This is a genomic window from uncultured Parolsenella sp. (genome assembly GCF_958346945.1).
Taxonomy (GTDB): domain Bacteria; phylum Actinomycetota; class Coriobacteriia; order Coriobacteriales; family Atopobiaceae; genus Parolsenella.
Window position 1 is genome coordinate 1 of record NZ_CATVTL010000006.1, and the last position, 18943, is coordinate 18943.

General features: G+C 66.8%; 15 protein-coding genes. 11 read left to right on the forward strand and 4 right to left on the reverse strand.

The window, feature by feature from the left end; all coding sequences use genetic code 11:
- A partial coding sequence (locus tag Q3866_RS07805; RefSeq protein WP_367881369.1) for a zinc-ribbon domain-containing protein occupies window positions 1-222 on the reverse strand: 222 nt, incomplete at its 3' end.
- Window positions 223-369: 147 nt separating this feature from the next.
- Here Q3866_RS07805 and Q3866_RS04970 point away from each other — a divergent pair.
- The 7 genes from Q3866_RS04970 to Q3866_RS05000 all read left to right on the forward strand — a co-directional run bounded on the left by Q3866_RS04970 (window position 370) and on the right by Q3866_RS05000 (window position 10178).
- Window positions 370-1395 (forward strand): LacI family DNA-binding transcriptional regulator, encoded by a 1026-nt coding sequence (locus Q3866_RS04970; RefSeq protein WP_301830080.1) that lies wholly within the window; start codon window positions 370-372, stop codon window positions 1393-1395.
- Between the two features lie 460 nt (window positions 1396-1855).
- Entirely contained in the window at window positions 1856-4366 is a 2511-nt protein-coding gene (locus Q3866_RS04975; protein WP_301830082.1) for a phosphoketolase, read from the forward strand.
- 335 nt (window positions 4367-4701) lie between these two features.
- Complete coding sequence (locus tag Q3866_RS04980) at window positions 4702-5538, forward strand: tRNA (guanosine(46)-N(7))-methyltransferase TrmB (RefSeq protein ID WP_301830084.1); 837 nt, start codon at window positions 4702-4704, stop codon at window positions 5536-5538.
- Window positions 5539-6162: 624 nt separating this feature from the next.
- The gene (nadA, locus tag Q3866_RS04985) at window positions 6163-7320 is read left to right on the forward strand and encodes a quinolinate synthase NadA (RefSeq protein ID WP_301830085.1); all 1158 of its coding nucleotides are present in this window, start codon (window positions 6163-6165) and stop codon (window positions 7318-7320) included.
- Window positions 7321-7329: 9 nt separating this feature from the next.
- Window positions 7330-8754 carry an FAD-binding protein gene (locus tag Q3866_RS04990; protein ID WP_301830086.1) on the forward strand — a complete coding sequence of 475 codons (1425 nt, stop codon included), beginning with the start codon at window positions 7330-7332 and terminating at the stop codon, window positions 8752-8754.
- 3 nt (window positions 8755-8757) lie between these two features.
- Entirely contained in the window at window positions 8758-9636 is an 879-nt protein-coding gene (gene nadC / locus Q3866_RS04995) for a carboxylating nicotinate-nucleotide diphosphorylase (protein ID WP_301830104.1), read from the forward strand.
- Complete coding sequence (locus Q3866_RS05000; protein WP_293673813.1) at window positions 9633-10178, forward strand: transcription repressor NadR; 546 nt, start codon at window positions 9633-9635, stop codon at window positions 10176-10178. Before nadC ends, Q3866_RS05000 begins: the two co-directional genes overlap by 4 nt.
- A 251-nt stretch (window positions 10179-10429) precedes the next feature.
- Here Q3866_RS05000 and Q3866_RS05005 read toward each other — a convergent pair whose 3' ends face one another.
- The 3 genes from Q3866_RS05005 to Q3866_RS07810 form a co-directional block, all read right to left on the reverse strand.
- Window positions 10430-10849, reverse strand: a complete 420-nt coding sequence (locus Q3866_RS05005) for a flavodoxin (protein WP_301830106.1) — start codon at window positions 10847-10849, stop codon at window positions 10430-10432.
- A 57-nt stretch (window positions 10850-10906) separates the two neighbouring features.
- Window positions 10907-11533, reverse strand: coding sequence for a DUF3793 family protein (locus Q3866_RS05010; RefSeq protein ID WP_301830107.1), 627 nt, complete (start codon window positions 11531-11533; stop codon window positions 10907-10909).
- 416 nt (window positions 11534-11949) lie between these two features.
- Complete coding sequence (locus tag Q3866_RS07810) at window positions 11950-12060, reverse strand: hypothetical protein (RefSeq protein ID WP_367881370.1); 111 nt, start codon at window positions 12058-12060, stop codon at window positions 11950-11952.
- 1011 nt (window positions 12061-13071) lie between these two features.
- Here Q3866_RS07810 and Q3866_RS05020 point away from each other — a divergent pair.
- From Q3866_RS05020 to Q3866_RS05035, 4 genes are all read left to right on the forward strand, one after another.
- Complete coding sequence (locus Q3866_RS05020) at window positions 13072-14961, forward strand: ABC transporter ATP-binding protein (protein ID WP_301830109.1); 1890 nt, start codon at window positions 13072-13074, stop codon at window positions 14959-14961.
- Window positions 14962-16725, forward strand: coding sequence for an ABC transporter ATP-binding protein (locus Q3866_RS05025; protein WP_301830110.1), 1764 nt, complete (start codon window positions 14962-14964; stop codon window positions 16723-16725). It begins immediately after the preceding gene.
- 330 nt (window positions 16726-17055) lie between these two features.
- Entirely contained in the window at window positions 17056-17343 is a 288-nt protein-coding gene (locus tag Q3866_RS05030; protein ID WP_293673819.1) for an ACT domain-containing protein, read from the forward strand.
- Window positions 17344-17349: 6 nt separating this feature from the next.
- Window positions 17350-18843: a citrate synthase gene (locus tag Q3866_RS05035; RefSeq protein WP_301830112.1), complete on the forward strand. Its 1494-nt coding sequence runs from the start codon at window positions 17350-17352 to the stop codon at window positions 18841-18843.
- Window positions 18844-18943 lie beyond the last annotated feature (100 nt).

The window sequence follows — 18943 nt, forward strand, 5'->3', positions numbered from 1 at the left end:
CGCTGGCTCGGGCTCCGGCGCGGGTACGGGCTCAGGCGTGGGCGCTGGCTCGGGCGCGGGTGCTGGCTCGGGCGGCTCCGGTGCAGGTACGGGCTCCGACTTCGGCTCGGGAGCGGGTGTGGGTGCCGGTGCCGGCTCGGGAGTGGCGGCAACCGGGGCGCCGCACTTTGAGCAGAACCGTGCGTCATCGGGAAGCTGGGCCCCGCACTTGGTGCAGAACATGGCGTCCTCCTCGTGGGTCGTCTCGAACTAGGTACGTCTTTTAAGGTTAGTGGAGCGGTGTCGGGCCGCGCGGCTCAATCGCTGCCACTCTCGGCCAAAGGCTGCTCGGGGTACGATAGCGGCAGGTGCGCGCGGAATGGAGGCGACATGGCAAAGGTGACGCTCAAGGACATCGCTAACGAGGTGGGGCTTTCGCCCACCTCCGTGTCGCTCGTGCTCAACGACCGCCCCTGCAAGGTCTCGCAGGAGAGCCGCCGGCGCATCCTCGAGACGGCGCGCCGCTTTGGCTACGTACCCAACCAGATCGCCCGCAGCCTCGTGATGCAGCACACGAGCACCATCGGCCTCATCATTCCCAACATCGAGAGCCGCTTCTTTGCCTCGCTCGCCAAGAACCTCGAGCTCATGTGCCGCGCCAAGGGCTATGCCCTCATCATCACGAACTCCGACGACAACCCGCAGAACGACGCCAAGCTCGTGCGCCTGCTCGTGAACCGTGGCGTGGACGGCCTGCTCATCGTCGTCTCGAACGAGTTTGCCATCGACGAGCAGCTTATCGCCAACCTCTCGACCCTGCCCACGCCCTACATCATGGTCGACCGCTTCATCGACAACCTGGCCTGCGACAAGGTGCGCTTCAACAACGAGCTGGGCGGCTACCTGGCCACGCGTCATCTCATCGAGCACGGGCACCGCCGCATCGCCTGCATCGTCAACGCCCGCTCGAACACGGGCCGCGAGCGCCTCGACGGCTACACCCGCGCGCTGGGCGAGGCAGGCATCTGCGTGCAGGCAGACTACGTGCTGGGCAGCGACTACTACATCGCGAGTGCGTTCGACGCGGCGGCAAGCTTGGTCGACACCGACGCGACGGCCGTGTTTGCGAGCTCGGACAACATCGCGCTGGGCCTGCTCAAGCGCCTCTACAGCAAGGGCTTGCGCGTGCCGCGCGACTACTCGGTGGTGAGCTACGACAACTCCGCGGCCGACGTCCTGTTTGAGCCGGCGCTCACTTCAATCGAGCAGAACGTGCCCGAGCTGTCGCGTGCGGCGCTCGACCTGCTGTTCCGCCGCATCGATGAGCACGAGGCTGGCAGGCTGGGCGAGCCCGAGCAGATCGTGCTCGACCCCAAGCTCGTGATCAAGGACAGCGTGCGCACGCTCGAGGGGTAGGGCCGCGTCGGCGGGCTCCTCTGAGGGACGTGTCGGGCGCGTCCGGGAGAGAGCGAGCATGCACGGACCCAGGGCGGCCGCGTCGGCGGGCTCCCCGGCGCCCGCCTCGCCAAGCCGTCCCAACCAGACACATAGGTCTTATTTGTAGTAAGTGTGATGGCGTCCGCGTGCCCTTCTCGGCCACGCCTTGAACTTGACCATTCCTGCGAAACATGTCGGTTATGTTTCGTCAAATTTACCTACCGTTCACGGCAAATTTGCTACCGCTCACGGAGTTAAACGCTTAGAAGGATTGTAAGCGCTTTGCGTTCACGTCGAGGTAAAACGATTTACCTATCTATACTCCGTCTCGGTCAGTCAAAAAGGGCACGAGCCAACCCCCAAGCAACGGCTCGTGCTTGGTGCCCGCAAGGGCATAACGACGCACGGCTGAGATGCCGTGCAGGAAGAGGAGAGGCACATGGCACATCCCGTCATCGGCACCCCCTGGCAGAAGCTTGACGGCCCCGTTTCCGAGCAGGAGCTCGAGGGTGTCGAGAAGTACTGGCGCGCGGCGAACTACCTGTCCGTCGGCCAGATCTACCTGCGCTCCAACCCCCTCATGCGCTCCGACTGGACCGATGAGAAGACCGGCGAGACCCGCGACTTCGGCCGTCCCGACGTCAAGCACCGCCTCGTTGGCCACTGGGGCACCACGCCCGGCGTGAACTTCCTGTTCGGTCACGTCAACCGCCTCATCGCCGACCACCAGCAGAACGCCGTGTTCCTGATGGGCCCCGGTCACGGTGGCCCCGCCGGCACCGCGCAGTCCCTGCTCGACGGCACCTACTATGACATCCGCCCGGACATCACCAACGACGAGGCTGGCCTCCAGAAGTTCTTCCGCCAGTTCTCCTACCCCGGTGGCATCCCCTCCCACTACGCCCCCGAGACCCCCGGCTCCATCCACGAGGGCGGCGAGCTCGGCTACACGCTGTCCCACGCCTACGGCGCCGTCATGGACAACCCCAGCCTGCTCGCTGTCGCCGTCGTGGGCGACGGTGAGTCCGAGACGGGCCCGCTCGCCACGTCCTGGCAGTCCAACAAGCTCGTGAACCCCAAGACCGACGGCATCGTGCTGCCGATCCTGCACCTCAACGGCTACAAGATCGCCAACCCCACGATCCTCTCCCGCATCTCCGACGACGAGCTCACCGAGTTCTTCGAGGGCATGGGCTATGACCCGCACTTCTTCGTTGCCGGCTTCGACAACGAGTCCCACGCCTCCATCCACGCTCGCTTCGCCGCGCTGCTCGAGGAGGTCTTCGACGACATCTGCGACATCAAGGCCGCTGCCGAGGCTGGCGACGAGACCCGCCCGGTCTACCCGATGATCGTCTTCCGCACCCCCAAGGGCTGGACGTGCCCCAAGCACATCGACGGCAAGAAGACCGAGGGCTCCTGGCGTGCCCACCAGGTGCCGCTGGCTTCCGCCAAGGACACCCACGAGCACTTCCGCGTGCTCCGCGGCTGGCTCAAGTCCTACGAGCCGGCTGAGCTCTTCGACGAGAAGGGCGCCATCCGTCCCGAGGTGACCGCCTTCATGCCCAAGGGCGACCTGCGCATCGGCGCCAACCCCAACGCCAACGGTGGCCTTGTCCGCGAGGACCTCGTCCTCCCCGACATCCACACCCACGAGGTGCCGGTTGCCGAGAAGGGCCACGGCTGGGGTGCCACCGAGGCCGCCCGCGTCTTCGGTGCCTACACCGCCGACGTCCTCCACAACAACATGGAGAACTTCCGCATCTTTGGCCCGGACGAGACCGCTTCCAACCGTCTCCAGGATGCCTACAAGTACACCCAGAAGCAGTGGGAGGGCGGCTTCTACGCCGACGCTGACAACGACGAGCTCCTCGCCCCGTCCGGCAAGGTCGTCGAGCAGCTCTCCGAGCACCAGTGCGAGGGCTTCCTCGAGGCCTACGTGCTCACCGGCCGTCACGGCGTGTGGAGCTCCTATGAGTCCTTCATCCACGTCGTCGACTCGATGATCAACCAGCACTGCAAGTGGCTCGAGGCCACCGTCCGTGAGATCCCCTGGCGCAAGCCCATCGCCGGCCTCAACATCCTGCTCTCCAGCCACGTCTGGCGTCAGGACCACAACGGCTTCTCCCACCAGGACCCGGGCTTCGTGGACCTGCTGCTCAACAAGGCCAACGACACGCACGTCGTCAACGCCTACTACCCCTGCGACGCCAACATGGCCCTCGCCGTGGCCGAGCGCTGCTACCAGTCCACGAACTGCGTGAACGCCATTTTCTGCGGCAAGCAGCCCGCCCCGACCTTCCTGACCGTCGACGAGGCCAAGGCCGAGCTGGCCGAGGGCGTCGCCGAGTGGAAGTGGGCCAGCAGCGCCGAGACGCTCGCTGACGCCGACATCGTGCTGGGCACCTGCGGCGACGTGCCGGCCCTCGAGGCCCTCGCTGCCCTCGACATGCTCAAGGGCGAGGGCGTCAAGGCCAAGTTCGTCAACGTCGTTGACCTTCTGAAGATCCAGAACGTCTCCGAGAACGACCAGGCCATCTCCGACGAGGAGTTCGCCGAGCTCTTCGGCAACGGCGAGAAGCCCGTCCTCTTCGCCTTCCACGCCTACGCCGGCACCATCCGTCGCCTCGTCTGGGATCGTCCGGGCCACGACGCCTGGAACGTCCACGGCTACGAGGAGAAGGGCTCCACGACCACGCCGTTCGACATGCTCCGTCTCAACAACATGGACCGCTGGGCCCTCGCTGCTGACGCCCTGCGCATGATCGACGCCGAGAAGTTCGCCGCCAAGATCGAGGAGTGGGAGAACTTCCGCGAGGAGGCCTTCCAGTTCGCCGTCGACGAGGGCTACGATCACCCCGCCTTCACCAGCTGGGTCTGGCCCGACGCTGCCGCTGCCTCCGAGGGTGAGCTCTCCGCTACCCAGATGACTGCTGGCGACAACGAGTAAGTAAGCGTTTCCCCGGGACGCATTCCGGCTAGGGAGCTCAGGGGGGAGCTCCCTAGCTTGGGTCCCTCATCCAGCCGTACGGTCGAGCGTTGGGCTCTGCGCTCGACGCTCCCACGTGCGGCATCAGGCCCGCCGCAGCCACGCGCTGCGACGGGCCTCTTTTTGTGCGTATTGGAAGGGCGTGGCGCCGGACGTGGGCGTTTACCCTGATAATGGGGAGCGTTTGAGCGCGAGTGACCTGCTTGCGTTGGCCGGATGCGTTGGCGGCCTGTTTGCGTGCCGATGGGGCGCGCAGGCGACCTGCTCGCGCAAGCTTTGCTAGAAATGTGGGAAACATGCACGGACTGCACATTCGCCTGCCCAAGAACTTCGTGCTCGAGGAGCGCCTCGAGCGCTATGCCGCGGCCATCGAGCCCAACCCGTATGGCTGGCGCGGCCTGTGGGCTGCCGCGTGCCGCAAGAGCGGTGCCGCGCCCTTCCGCGAGGTTCGTCTCGACCTGGGGTGCGGACGCGGTGGCTTTACGGTCGAGGCCGCCCGTCGTGAGTCCGACGTGCTGTTTATTGGCATGGACTCCGAGCCTATCTGCATTGCCTATGCCGCGCAGGCGGGTTGCGAGAGCGGGCTTTCCAACGTGGTCTTTGTGCCGGGAAACGCCACGCGCGTCACCGAGATGTTTGCTCCGGGTGAGCTTGCGTGCATCTACCTCAACTTTCCCACGCCGTTTCCGCGCAAGAAGGACTCGAGCAAGCGCACGGCGAACTTCGAGCGACTCATGGACTATCGCCATGTGCTGGCGCCGGGCGGGCAGGTGCGCCTGCGCACGGACAGCCAGCCGTTGTTCGACTTTGCCCTGACGCAGCTGCCGATTGCCGGCTATGAGCCTGTCTGGACCAGCCGCGACGCCCGCGCGGACCGTCCCGACGATCCCACGAGCGAGTACGAGGTCAAGCTGGGTGGCAAGGGCGCCCGCGTGTGCGCCTACGCCGCAACGCCGGGAGAGGAACCGCTAGACCCGCACCAGACGGCCGAGATGAGCCTCGCGGCCTACATCCCGCAGGACCTGGGCACCTACGACGGCTACGCGCCGCACGGCATGGAGGCTACGATCCAGAACCTGCGCAACCGTGCGGCCAAGACCGGCGGCGACTGGTCGAGCGGCGTCACGATTTAGGCTGTTGAGTAGGCGGCCGGGACCGCATCGCGCGCCTTGGTGCTACATGTGCGGCATGCGTCTGCCTGCCGCGCAACTCGAGGCGTGGTGGCCTGTCGTTCGCGAGGCGCAGCGGCCTGCATGGAGTGGGGCGTAGTGCATTCGTGTTCGGGAGCGAGGGTCGCGTCGAAGCGCAATTGCCGGCCTGGTGTATTCGTTTCCGAGAGCGATGGCCCCGCCGGTGCACGTAAAGCGACCTGGTGCATTTGCTGTGGAGTGCTGCGACCGCGCCGATGCACGTATAACGGGCTGGTGCATCCGTGCCTGGGCGGTCGGGGAATACACGAGGGCCGTTTGAGTGCACCTGTCGTCCTTGTACGCGCCAGAACGGATGCACAAGGCCGAATTAGGTGCAGCTGCTTGCCTTACGGGCGCCGCGAGGATGCACGTTGTCGAATTGCGTGCAGTCGGCTTTGCCTCGCTTGTCCTTTCGGTAGACGTGCCTCTGCATTTGTTCCTCTCGTCCTTGTTGGTACCTGTCTTTACAGCTGTCTTGTCAGGTGTCTTGGCAAGTGTCATACTGTCCCCTCGAATGATCGTGGCGCGCACCCGGGGGCGGGCGCGCGCATGACGAGAGGGGCCGTGATGGCCAACTTCGAAACCGCCGCGCAGGCCGACGCCGCCGGCAGCCGGGCGCATGGCGCCTGCGACGACGCCCGCGAGACCGCCGCGCAGGCAGACGTCGCCGGCGATGTAACGGACGCGCCAGTAGCGCCTGCCGCTGCCGACCAGGTCCGCGAGGCCGACGAGCTCGCCCGCCTCGTGAGCGAGGGCGTGGGCTCGTGCACCACCGCGGCCGAGCGTGCCGCGCTCGTGCCCGCCGAGCTGAGGGAGGCCATCGAGCGCCTTAAGGCTGAGCGCGACGCCGTGATTCTTGCGCACTACTACGTGGCGCCCGAGGTCCAGGCGGTCGCCGACTACGTAGGCGACTCGTTCTACCTCGCGAAGCTCGCCCGCACGCTGCCCAACAAGACCATCGTGCTCGCGGGCGTCGAGTTTATGGGCGAGAGCGCCAAGCTGCTTAACCCCGGCAAGACGGTGCTGCTGCCCGAGCCTGCCGCCGACTGTCCCATGGCCCACATGGTCAAGAAAGAGACGGTCGACGCCGCGCGCGAGCAGTATGGCGACGACCTTGCGGTTGTCTGCTACGTGAACTCTACGGTCGAGATCAAGAGTTGGAGCGACGTCTGCGTGACCTCGTCCAACGCCGTCAAGATCGTCTCGGAGCTGCCGCAGAGCAACGTCCTGTTCATCCCCGACCAGAACCTGGGCCGCTACGTGGCCGAGCAGGTGCCCGAGAAGAACGTCATCCTCAATCCCGGCTACTGCCCTCGCCACCACGTGATCACGCGCGAGCAGGTCGAGACCGTCGAGCTTGAGCATCCGGGCGCGCTCGTGCTCGCGCACCCCGAGTGCAAGGCCGAGGTGCTCGAGGAGGCCGACTACATCGGCTCGACCGCAGGCATCATCACGTATGCCGAGAAGAGCGACGCATCCGAGTTCATCATCGTGACGGTCGCGGGCGTGCTCTTTGAGCTCGAGCGCCGCACGGCTGGCTCGGGTAAGCGCTTCTACTTCCCGGCCACGCGTCCCACCTGCGTGAACATGGACATGATTGACCTGCGTCGCCTTGTGGGATGCCTCGCCACGGGCTCGGGCGAGGTCAGCATCGACGTGACGCCCGAGGCCGCCGAGCGCGCCAAGCTCACGCTCGACCGCATGCTCGAGTACGCGGCAAGGTAGGGGATGGCCATGAAGTACGAGAACATGAGTGCCGACGTAGTCATCGCCGGCTGTGGCGTGGCGGGCCTCTATGCGGCCCTCAACCTGCCTACCAGCACGAGCGTCGTGATGCTGTCGAAGGGCAATGTCGACGAGTGCGACTCGATGCTTGCCCAGGGCGGCATCTGCGTGCTGCCCGAGGCGGGCGACTACGAGGCCTTCTTTGCCGACACGATGGCCGCCGGCCACTACGAGAACCGCCGCGAGAGCGTGGACATCATGATTCGCTCGAGCCGCTCGGTCATCGACGACCTCGTGGCGCTGGGCTGCGACCTCGAACGCAACGAGGCCGGCGAGCTTGCGTTTACCCGCGAGGGCGCCCACAGCCGTCCGCGCATCTGCTTCCACGCAGACATCACGGGCAAGGAGATCACGACGACCCTGCTTGCCGCCGTGCGCCGCCTGCCCAACGTGCGCATCCTCGAGCACGTTGCCATGAGCGACATCATCGTGGAGGAACGCGACGGCCAGCAGGTCTGCGCGGGCGTGCGCGCCGTGGCCCTGCCCGAGGGCGCCTCGACCACGCCGGCAGACGAGCTCGAGGCCGCGTCCGAGGCGTTCGAGATCTGCGCCGCCAATACCCTGTGGGCCACGGGCGGCATTGGCGGCATGTACGACCACTCGACCAACTATCCGCAGCTCACGGGCGATGCCTGCTACATTGCCCGTAAGCATGGCGTTCGCCTCGAGCACCTCGACTACGTGCAGATTCACCCAACGGGGCTGTTCAGCCCCCAGCCAGGTCGCACGTTTCTCATCTCCGAGAGCTGTCGCGGCGAGGGCGCCGTCCTTCTCGACCATGACTGCCGTCGCTTCACCGACGAGCTACAGCCGCGCGACGTGGTGGCCGCGGCCATCACCAAGCGCATGCGCGAGGAGGGTGTGCCTCACGAGTGGCTGAGCTTTGGCCCCGTCGAGCCCGAGGTCATCCGCGGGCACTTCGCCAACATCCGCGAGCGCTGCCTCGAGGACGGCCGCGACATCGTGTGCGAGCCCATTCCCGTGGTACCCACGCAGCACTACTTCATGGGTGGCGTGTGGGTCGACCGCGACGCCGCCACGACGATGCCGCACCTTTATGCCGCAGGCGAGACCTGCTGCAATGGCGTGCACGGCAAGAACCGCCTGGCCAGCAACAGCCTGCTCGAGTCGCTCGTCTTTGCCCGTCGCGCGGCCCGTCGCATGCTGGGCGGCCCGTCGCTGCCCGTCGAGGTCGCGGGCTCGCCCGCGCTCGACGGCCGCCACCGCGTGGCTGGCAACGGCATGCTTGCCATCGACGAGCTGTGCGAGCGCGACGGCACGTGCGCCCACGACGGCGGCCTGGCCTTTGGCGAGGCGCCCGTCGACATCGAGACCATTGCGAGCGAGGCGGCTGCGGCCGCGAGGGAGGCGTGAGGGATGGATCCCATTGCCCTGAAGCTGGTGGGCGAGGACATTATCGTCCAGGCACTGCGTGAGGACATCACCTTCGAGGACGTGAGTACGGCGTCGGTGTGCCCCGAGGCCCGCGCCGCCGAGGTGCAGCTCATCGCCAAGGCAGACGGCGTCATCGCCGGCCTCGACGTCTTTGCCCGCACGTTTGCGCTGCTCGACCCCGCCACGCGCGTCGAGGCTACGGTGGCCGATGGCGACGAGGTCGCGGCCGGCCAGCGCCTCGCCACCGTGTACGGTGACGCCCGCGTGCTGCTCTCGGGCGAGCGCGTGGCCCTCAACTTCCTGCAGCGCATGAGCGGCATCGCCACCTACACGCGCAGGATGGCCGCCGCGCTCGAGGGCACGAGCACCGTGCTCGTCGACACGCGCAAGACCACGCCGTGCCTGCGCGTCTTCGAGAAGGCGGCCGTGGCGATTGGCGGCGGGCGTAACCACCGCTATAACCTGTCGACGGCCGTGATGCTCAAGGATAACCACATCGACGCCGCCGGCGGCGTGGCCGCAGCCGTTGCCGCCGCGCGCGCCCATGCGTCGTTTACCTGCACCGTCGAGGCCGAGTGTGAGAACCTCGACATGGCGCGCGAGGCCGTCGAGGCCGGTGCCGACATCATCATGCTCGACAACATGAGCCACGACGACATGGCCGCCGCGATTGCCCTCATCGATGGCCGCGCCAAGACCGAGTGCTCGGGCAACGTCGACGCGAGCAACATCCGCGCCCTGGCAGACCTGGGCGTCGACTACATCTCGTCGGGCGCGCTCACACACTCCGCCCCCATCCTCGACCTGTCGCTCAAGCACCTGCGCATGGTGGGCGAGCCCGCGGCCGAGGTGGTCCGATGAAGGGTGGTGAGCGCAGGGAGCGTATCGTGGCCGAGCTGCAGGCGTCTGCCACGCCGGTGTCGGGCAGCTCGCTGGCCAAGGCGGTGGGCGTGAGCAGGCAGGTTGTGGTGCAGGATATCGCGCTTCTGCGCGCCGACGGCCATGACATCGTGGCGACGAGCCGCGGCTACGTGCTACTGGGCGGCTCAGGCGAGCCGCAGGTGCCCACGCGGCTCGTGAAGGTGTGCCACGGCCTCGACGACCTTGCCGACGAACTTACGACCATCGTCGACCTGGGCGGGGCGGTGCTTAACGTCATGGTTAATCACCGCGTCTACGGCAAGATCACCGGCGACCTCGACATCCGCAACCGCCGTGACGTGGAGCGCTACCTCGAGAACATCCACTCGGGGAAGAGCTACCCGCTGCTCACGGTCACGAGCGGCTACCACTTTCACCGCATTGCCGCTGACAGCGAGGAGCAGCTCGACGAGATTGAGGCGGCCCTGCGCGAGAAGGGCTACCTGGCCGAGATCCTGCCCTATGAGGGTGACCTCAAATAGGTTTGGCCGCGCGAGGTTGTCAGTGTAAACGGTTACACGTGCGATGAGGGAGCCCCCGAAGGGCCTGAGGCGGCCTTTCGGGGGCTCCTATTACGTCGGCGTGGGCCGAAATGGCCTCGCTTCTGAGCGTTTGGCTATCCCTTAAATGCGTTTTGGCGGGTTTTGGGCTTCTCTGCTATTAAGCCGTCGCACGTGTAACCGTTTACACTGACAGATTCCGGCCGCCTAACTATCTAGAGACGCCCTGCGAGCTACGCCAGGGCGGCGCCGAGCTCCTTGCAGGAGGCCAGGGCCTCGTCGTCGGGCTCGAGGTTCGCGATGACGGTGGCCACGACCTCGGCGCCGTCGCCCTCCGTGCGCTCGCGCCAGGTGTCCATCCAGTCGCCGGTGCCCCAGTCGTAGCTGCCAAACAGGCCAACCTTCTTGCCGGGGAGCTGTGCCTCGGCGGCCTCGAACATCGGCTCGAACTCATCCTCCTCGAGCGACTCGTCGCCCATGGCGGGGCACCCAAACGCGACGGCATCATAGCCGGCCACGGCGCTGGCGTCGAAGTCGGTGGCCTGGACCTGGTCGACCTCGGCGCCGGCGGTGCGAGCCCCCTCGGCCACGGCGTCTGCCATGGTCTCGGTGTTGCCGGTGCCGCTCCAGAAAACCACTGCTACCTTGCTCATCTGTCTGTCCTTTCCTATGCCAACCCGCGTCTCGGGTATGGATTCGATTTGTGCTGCCTATGCCGCGATGGCCACGTGCCCGCTCGCGAGGTCGGCTACGGTCGAGCCAGTCTCGAGCAGGGCGAGGCACGCCTGCGTGCAACGGCGATAGCTCGCAAAGCAGGCCTGCGCGCGCTCGGGGTGCGAGTAGACCTTCCAGCAGCCACAGCACAGGTAATCGCGCCCCTCGTGCTCGATGAAGGCCACGACGTCGTCGGTGGGGTAGCCCAGGAAGAGCCCCACCTCGTGGGGAAACTCGCCGCTGCAGGCCTGAGCCTGCAGACGTGCTCCCAGCTGGGCCAGAACGCCCTCAAGCCAGCCCGGCCCATTCGTGGCGTAGCCCCAGCCGCGCAGCAGCTCGGCCACGCGTGCCTCGCGCAGGTGTGAGCCCAGGAGCTCCGGGCGATACACGAACACGAGCGCGCCGCAGGAGCGGCGGGCCAGCACGCGCACGCGCACGCCGCTGGGGGCGAGGGCCTCGTTCTCGCGGGCAACGAGGGCGTCAAGCGCGCGACCTCGCTCGCAGGCGGGGCTGGGCGAGAAGCTGCCGGGCACGTTGAAGAGGCATCCCGGCTTGATTCCCGCGAGCGTGGGCGAACAGTGGCGAACGATTGCGTGCTCAAGGCCGAATCTGTCGAGCGTCATGGTGCCTCCCGCGGCGCAACCGTGCGGCTGCAAAGTGTTAGCTATGGGTAACTTATGCCTACACTAGGGGCGCTTGGCGGGGAGGTCAAGAAAAAGTTTGCAAAGGTGAACTTATCGTGCGGGTAAGGGCTGGGGCGGGTGCCGGGACATGTGTGGCGCTTGAGGCGAGAGGTGCGGAGCTGAGGCGAGCGCGTTACGCTGGGGGGTGCGGGAGTGCGGCGAGCGCGCGTGGCGCTGGAGGGCGCAGAGCGTGCCGGGCGCGCGCCCGTGCGTTTGCGCCGCGGCTGTCCCAATCGTCCAATCTACGCGCTCGCTCCGTCCGCTCATCCAAATTACGTGTTGAGAAGGCTTGGGGCGCGCGAAACGGACGAGCCGATGGGACTTGGAGCTGCCAGGAGGGGCTGCCCGCCTTGCGTCTAGCCGTTGAACTGCTGCCAGACGCTGGGAGAGATGCCGCGGGCGGCTCGAAACGCCTGCGAGAAAGCCGAGGCGCGCGGGTAGCCCAGCTGCTTGGCGACCTGTCCCATCGAGAGACGTCCTTCGGCAAGCAGCTTCTCCGCCCGCTCCTGCGGCGTCTGCGCACGTAGGCGGCCACGCCCTCGCCCGTCTCGGCGCTAAAGGTGGCGCAGAGCTTGGAGCGGCTCACGTAGAGGCGTGTCGCCAGCTCGTCGACGCCCATTGCGCGTCCTTCGTCGAGCCCGCGCTCGACAAGTGCCCGAACGAGCAGGACGAGCCGCTCGCTCTCGCGGGTGCCCGCCGCGCGAGCCGCCAGCTCGCCGCTTGCGTTGGCGCAGGCGAGCTCGGCCACCATCGTTTCGACGACGCCTCGCAGATAGAGACGGCCGGCCGGCCCCTGGGCACGTCGCTCGCTGATGCGCCGCAGCGCCCCACCCATCGCAAGCTGCGCCTGCTCGCCCCAACCGCGCGCGAAGGAGTCAAAGAGCCCCGAGTACTCGCCGGGGTAGCTGCGCTCGAGCTCGTCGAAGTAGCGGGGCAGAAAGATCACGGAGCGCGACCGGTAGAGGTGGCCCGCCCGCAGGGGCGAAAGGTTCTCGTCGCTGTTCTTACGCACGAAGCTGCAGGTGGTGGACGTGTCGTTCTCCCCAGGTGCCACCCTCACGTTGGTGGGGCTTATGCCAGACTCGGGCATGCAGACGAGCGTCGACTCGTTGACCAGCGAGGCGCAGGCATAGGGGCTGGGCGTGCGCTCGAGCAGCAGCATGTCGCTCTTAGGCGTGATGGCGTGCTCGAGGACCAGGCAGCTGTCCGAGAGGGGCGTAAGCCATGCGCGGCCCGAGCCAACATCGTTGTCGACGCTGCCCGTGAACGTGGCGCCGCGCTCGTCGAGCGAGAGGCCAAACTGCTCGAACTGTGGGGCGTAGAGCTCGGTGATGTCTGCTGGACAGGCGGCCATGTTGCGAAAACGTCCCCTTCTCTTTCGGATTCGTCTCCCCTTTGGCTGGCGGGGGAGGGGCGCGCTGCCCTCATGATAAGTTCGCGGTGGCTAACTTATCAACCTCGAACGTTAAGGAGAAGGGATGGCAAAGAAGAACAGGGAGCCGGGCGCCGTGGCGCAGCTGCTCGAGTTCTCCGGCAGCCGCCGGCCGCTCACGTACGTGGGCATGGCGCTGTCTGCCGTGGCGCAGCTCTTGAGCTTTGGGCCGTTCGTCTGCATCTGGTTCGTGGCGCGCGACCTCATCGCGGTGGCGCCCAACTGGGACGAGGCGGCGGGCATCGCCGCATATGGCTGGTGGGCCGTGGGCCTTGCCGTGGCCTCGATCGCCGTGTACTTCTGCGCGCTCATGTGCACGCACCTCTCGGCATTTCGCTGCGCCTCGAACATGCGCAAGCAGACCTGTGCGCACCTCATGCACCTGCCACTGGGCTACTTCTCGACCCACTCCAGCGGGGAGCTGCGCCGCGTCATCGACGGGTGCGCCTCCTCGACGGAGACGCTGCTTGCTCACATGCTGCCCGATGTCGCGGGCGCGGTGGCGATGGTGGTGGGCATGCTCGCGCTGTTCGCCGTCTTTGACTGGCGCCTGGGGCTGGCGTGCCTTGCCGCCGTCGCCGTCTCGGTCGCGTGCCTCATGCGCATGATGAGCGGCGAGGGCATGGAGTTCATGAAGCAGTACATGGGCGCCCTCACCAAGATGAACGCCACGGGCACCGAGTACGTGCGCGGCATTCCCGTCGTCAAGGTCTTTCAGCAGACGGTCTACTCGTTCAAGGCGTTTCACGACGCCATCTCCGAGTACTCGCACATGGCAATGAACTATGCCGGCACCTTCTGCCGCACCCCGCAGGTAGCGCAGCTCACGGTGCTTAACGGCCTCGTGGTCTTCCTCGTGCCGGCGGCTCTGCTGCTGGCGCCGGGCGAGGGCGACTTTGCGCGCTTCTTCGCGAACTTTGCCTTCTACGCGATTTTCTCTGCGGTGGTGCCCACGGCCATGGCGAAGCTGCAGTTTGCCGGTGAGGCCTCTCAGATGAGTGCCGACTCGCTCGCCCGCGTGCGTGCCCTCATGGCGGCTGCCGAGCTCCCGCGCGCGCAGCACTCGCAGCATCCGGCGGACAACTCCGTGGCCTTCCGCGATGTGAGCTTTGTCTACGAGGGTGCCGAGAGGCCCGCGCTCGACCACGTGAGCTTCGAGGTACCGGCCGGCTCCACCGTGGCGCTCGTGGGTCCCTCGGGCGGCGGCAAGTCAACGGCCGCGAGCCTCGTGCCGCGCTTCTGGGACGTGACCTCAGGCTCCGTGGCCGTAGGTGGCGTCGACGTGCGCGATGTCGATGCGCACGAGCTCATGGACCAAGTTGCCTTCGTCTTCCAGACCAACCGGCTCTTTAGGCAGACGCTCGCCGACAACGTGCGTGCGGCACGCCCCGATGCCACCGATGAGCAGGTGCTCGCGGCCCTCCATGACGCGCAGTGCGACGACATCGTGGCCAAGCTGCCGCAGGGCATCCATACGATGCTGGGCGCGGGCGGCGCCTACCTCTCGGGCGGCGAGGTGCAGCGCGTGGCCCTTGCGCGCGCCATCATCAAGGACGCGCCCATCGTGGTGCTCGACGAGGCCACGGCCTTCGCCGATCCGGAGAACGAGGCGCTCATCCAGCGTGCCTTCACGCGTCTGGCGGCCGGTCGCACGGTGATCATGATTGCCCATCGCCTCTCGACCGTGGTGGGTGCCGACAAGATCGTGGTTCTTGAGCGGGGTCGCGTTGCCGAGACGGGCACCCACTCCGAGCTCCTTGTGCGGGGTGGCCTCTACGCGCGCATGTGGGCCGACTACGAGCAGGCCGTGAGCTGGAAGATATCGAGCGCAGCCGGCGCGGTGGCCAGTGGCTCAGATGCCGGCTCCCGCGCCGAGACGGGCGATGGGGCGGCCGCGGGTGCGCCCGCGATTGCCCGGGAAGGGGGTGAGGCCTAGATGTTCGCCTCATTCAAGAAGAAGTATCTGCTCAGCGACACCGCCTATGCCGGCATGAAGCGCGGCATCCTGTGGACCACGCTCACGAACCTCGTGACCATGGCGGGCATCGGCTTTCTGTACTACGTGATGGGTGCGTTCGCGGAGCATCTGGTCGACGGCGGCGAGCTGCCCGCGCTGGCGCCGCTCGCGCTGGGCCTCATCGCGTTCATCGCCCTGCTCTTTGGGTGCAACTGGATGCAGTACGTCAACACCTATTGCGTCTTCTACGACGAGTGCGGCCAGCAGCGCATCGACATCGCCGAGCGCTTGCGCCGCCTGCCGCTGTCGTTCTTTGGCAAGCGCGACCTGGCGGACCTCACCGAGACGATCATGGGTGACGTCCAGACCATGGAGCACGCCTGCAGCCACGTGCTGGGCGAGCTGTGGGGCGCCATCATCTCGACAGCCATCGTGTTCGCGGGGTCCCTGGCGTTCTGCTGGCAGCTCTCGCTTGCGGCGTTTTGGAGCGTGCCCGTGGCTTTTGCGATGCTGTTCGCGAGCCGAGGGCCGCTGCGCCCCCTCTTCGACGCCAACCGTGCCGAGAAGGTCGGGGTCACCGAGGGCATCCAGGAGACGCTCGACTGCGTGTGCGAGATCCGTGCCACCAACCAGGAGGAGCACTACCTCGAGAGCCTCGACGCCCAGATAGACCATGCGGAGAGGACCTGCACCAAAGGAGAGCTCACGAACGGCCTCGTGGTGAACGGCGCCTACGCCGTGCTGCGCCTGGGGATAGCCACCACGGTGGTGACGGGCGCCTCGCTCGTGGCGTCGGGTGCCATCGGCTTCATGACGTTCTTTGCGTTCCTGCTCATGGTGAGCCGCGTCTATGCCCCGTTCGACCAGACGCTGGCGCTGCTCTCCGAGCTCTTTGCCGCCGAGACGAGCGCTGCGCGCATGCGTTCCATCATGGAGGAGCCGCTTGCGACGGGCGCGCGCGAGTTCGAGCCGGCGAGACACGACATCGAGTTCTCGCACGTGGCCTTTGGCTATGGGATGGACGAGGATGGGCGCGCGGGCGAGCAGGTGCTGCGCGACGTGAGTTTCGTGGCGCGCGAGGGCCAGGTCACGGCCCTGGTGGGGCCGTCCGGCTCGGGCAAGTCGACCGTGAGCCGCCTGGCCGCGCGCTTCTGGGACGCCACGGCGGGCACCGTCTCCGTGGGCGGCATCGACGTCGCGAGCGTCGACCCCGAGACGCTGCTGCGCGACTACGCAATCGTGTTCCAGGACGTGCTGCTGTTCGATGACACCGTGATGGGCAACATCCGCCTGGGCAGGCGCGACGCCACCGACGAGGAGGTGCTCGCCGCCGCGCGTGCCGCCAACTGCGACGAGTTCGTGAGCCGCATGCCGCAGGGCTACGACACGATGATCGGCGAGAACGGCTCGAAGCTCTCGGGCGGCGAGCGCCAGCGCATCTCGATTGCCCGCGCGCTGCTTAAGGACGCGCCCATCGTGCTGCTTGACGAGGCTACGGCGAGCCTTGACGTCGAGAACGAGACGCAGGTGCAGCAGGCCCTCTCGCGCCTGCTCGTGGGCAAGACGGTCATCGTGATTGCCCACCGCATGCGCACGGTCGAGAACGCCGACAAGATCGTGGTGCTGCGCGATGGCGTGGTGGCCGAACAGGGCAGCCCCGCCGAGCTCATGGCCGCGGGCGGAGAGTTTGCTCGCATGGTGGCCCTGCAGCATGAGGGCGACGCCTGGACGCTGGGGGAGTAGGCTCCGGCTGTCAGATTTGCCGTCCCGTGGGGGCGAGGGACATGCGCCTCTCGCCCCCCCCTGCGTTTGCGCCACGCCTACCCTGCGCGTTCTTCTCGCCCCTTTTCGTTGCTCACCCATCTTTGCGCGCCGTTTTGCATTGGGAACCCGCATTTACGTGCTGGGAGGTCTTCTGGCACGTAAATGCGGGTGCTTGGTGAATGAATGCGTAAAAGTGGGTGCGCAACGGATGGGGCCCTGCTCGCAATACGCCGGTAACGTGGCTGCACTACAATGGCAGGTCACACCGTACGCAACGTGTGGCGGCTGCCACAGAAATGCGAGGAGCACATGAGCGACGAGACCACGACCACCGACCGCGCCATCATCTCCGTGCTGGGCGCCGACCGATCCGGCATCGTCGCCGCGGTCGCCGGCTTGCTTGCCGAGCAGGACGTCAACATCCTCGACATCTCGCAGACGATCCTGCAGGGCATGTTCACGATGACGACCCTCGTCGACCTGGGTGGCGCCGACTTCGCCACCATCCACGACGGCCTTGCCGCCCTCTCCGAGAAGCTCGGCGTCCAGATCACGATCCAGCGTGAGGACGTCTTCAAGTTCATGTATCGCCTGTAGGCCGCCATGGCCACGTTTCCCCAGCGTCCACGCACCACGCCCTCCGAGCGCATCCGCTCGCATGTGGTGCGTCGCATCCTCACCAACAAGGACACCTCGGCACTGCTCCACGCCACCGACGTGACGCCCATGCCCTCGAGCGTCGAGGGACTGGGCCGCCCGGCCGAGAGCGTGGGCCTCTACGAGGGCTTTGCCTCCGTCGACAAGGTGCCCGAGCAGCTCTATCGCGAGTACGACGTCAAGCGTGGCCTGCGCAACGCCGACGGCTCGGGCGTGCTCGTGGGCCTCACCACGGTCTCCAACGTCCATGGCTACAACAAGGTCGACGGCAAGGTCGTTCCCGACGAGGGCGACCTCGTGATGCGCGGCTATCACCTCGACGACCTCGTGGGGCAGACCCACGGCGCCGGCCGCTTTGGCTACGAGGAGATGGCCTACCTGCTCATCTCGGGCCGTCTGCCCAGCGCTGCCGAGCTCGCAGACTTCAAGGCCCGCATCGACTCGCGTCGCGAGCTGCCCACCGGCTACCTGAGCCTGTTCCCGCGCACCACCGAGTCGAGCTCGATCATGAACGTCATGGCCCGCTCGACGCTGCTGCTCTACGCCTTCGACGAGAATCCCGACGACACCTCGCCGCAGCACGAGGTCGATGTGTCACTGTCGCTGCTCGCGCGCCTGCCGCGCATCGCGGCCATCGCGCACGCGGCGTCGGTCGCCGCCCGCGACGGCTCGCAGCTGCTCGTGCCGCCCGTGCGCCAGGGCCACTCGATGGCCGAGACGGTGCTCGACGTGCTGCGTGGCGACGAGGGCTTTACCCGCGACGAGGCCATGATGCTCGACGTCATGCTCATGCTCCATGCCGAGCACGGCGGCGGCAACAACTCGACCTTCACCTGCCGCGTCCTCTCGAGCTCAGGCACCGACGCCTATTCCACCTACGCCGCGGCGATGGGCTCGCTCAAGGGTCCCAAGCACGGCGGCGCCAACGCCAAGGTGGGTGCGATGATCGAAGACGTTGCCTCCCATGTCGAGCGCTGGGACAACGACGACGAGCTAGCGAGCTATCTCGAACGCATCGCTGTGGGCCAGGCCTTTGACAACACGGGGCTCGTCTATGGCATGGGCCACGCCGTCTACACCAAGAGCGACCCGCGCGCCCGCGTGGTCAAGCGCTACGCCCGCAAGCTCGCCGCCCTCAAGGGCTGCGAGGACAAGCTCGCGCTCATCGAGGGCATCGAGCGGCTGTCGCCCGACATCATCCGCGCGGCGCGCGGCACCAACAAGCCCATCTGCGCAAACATCGACCTGTACACGGGCTTCGTGTACTCGATGCTGGGTATCCCGGCCGACCTCTACACACCCATCTTCGCGATGGCGCGTCTTGCGGGCTGGACGGCGCACCGCATGGAGGAACTCTACGGCAGCGGGCGCATCATCCGCCCGGCCTACAACTCCGTGATCGAGCTGCGCGACTACGTGCCCATCGACCAGCGCGGGTAGGCTCGCCATTGGAGCGTGCTAATCAGGTTTTTCGTGCTTGTTGTAGGCGCTGACGGGACAGTTGGATATCTGGCTTGATAAATCCGCTGGTAAATTGTCC

Excerpts from the sequence above, each read along its gene's own strand:
- Q3866_RS05020 (WP_301830109.1), top strand. The coding sequence starts at position 13,072 with ATGGCAAAGAAGAACAGGGAGCCGGGCGCCGTGGCGCAGCTGCTCGAG.
- Q3866_RS04980 (WP_301830084.1), top strand. The coding sequence starts at position 4,702 with ATGCACGGACTGCACATTCGCCTGCCCAAGAACTTCGTGCTCGAGGAG.
- Q3866_RS05035 (WP_301830112.1), top strand. The coding sequence starts at position 17,350 with ATGGCCACGTTTCCCCAGCGTCCACGCACCACGCCCTCCGAGCGCATC.
- Q3866_RS05000 (WP_293673813.1), top strand. The coding sequence starts at position 9,633 with ATGAAGGGTGGTGAGCGCAGGGAGCGTATCGTGGCCGAGCTGCAGGCG.
- Q3866_RS05030 (WP_293673819.1), top strand. The coding sequence starts at position 17,056 with ATGAGCGACGAGACCACGACCACCGACCGCGCCATCATCTCCGTGCTG.
- Q3866_RS05010 (WP_301830107.1), bottom strand. The coding sequence starts at position 11,533 with ATGACGCTCGACAGATTCGGCCTTGAGCACGCAATCGTTCGCCACTGT.
- Q3866_RS05025 (WP_301830110.1), top strand. The coding sequence starts at position 14,962 with ATGTTCGCCTCATTCAAGAAGAAGTATCTGCTCAGCGACACCGCCTAT.
- Q3866_RS04990 (WP_301830086.1), top strand. The coding sequence starts at position 7,330 with ATGAAGTACGAGAACATGAGTGCCGACGTAGTCATCGCCGGCTGTGGC.
- Q3866_RS07810 (WP_367881370.1), bottom strand. The coding sequence starts at position 12,060 with ATGGGACAGGTCGCCAAGCAGCTGGGCTACCCGCGCGCCTCGGCTTTC.
- nadA (WP_301830085.1), top strand. The coding sequence starts at position 6,163 with ATGGCCAACTTCGAAACCGCCGCGCAGGCCGACGCCGCCGGCAGCCGG.
- Q3866_RS04970 (WP_301830080.1), top strand. The coding sequence starts at position 370 with ATGGCAAAGGTGACGCTCAAGGACATCGCTAACGAGGTGGGGCTTTCG.
- Q3866_RS05005 (WP_301830106.1), bottom strand. The coding sequence starts at position 10,849 with ATGAGCAAGGTAGCAGTGGTTTTCTGGAGCGGCACCGGCAACACCGAG.
- Q3866_RS04975 (WP_301830082.1), top strand. The coding sequence starts at position 1,856 with ATGGCACATCCCGTCATCGGCACCCCCTGGCAGAAGCTTGACGGCCCC.
- nadC (WP_301830104.1), top strand. The coding sequence starts at position 8,758 with ATGGATCCCATTGCCCTGAAGCTGGTGGGCGAGGACATTATCGTCCAG.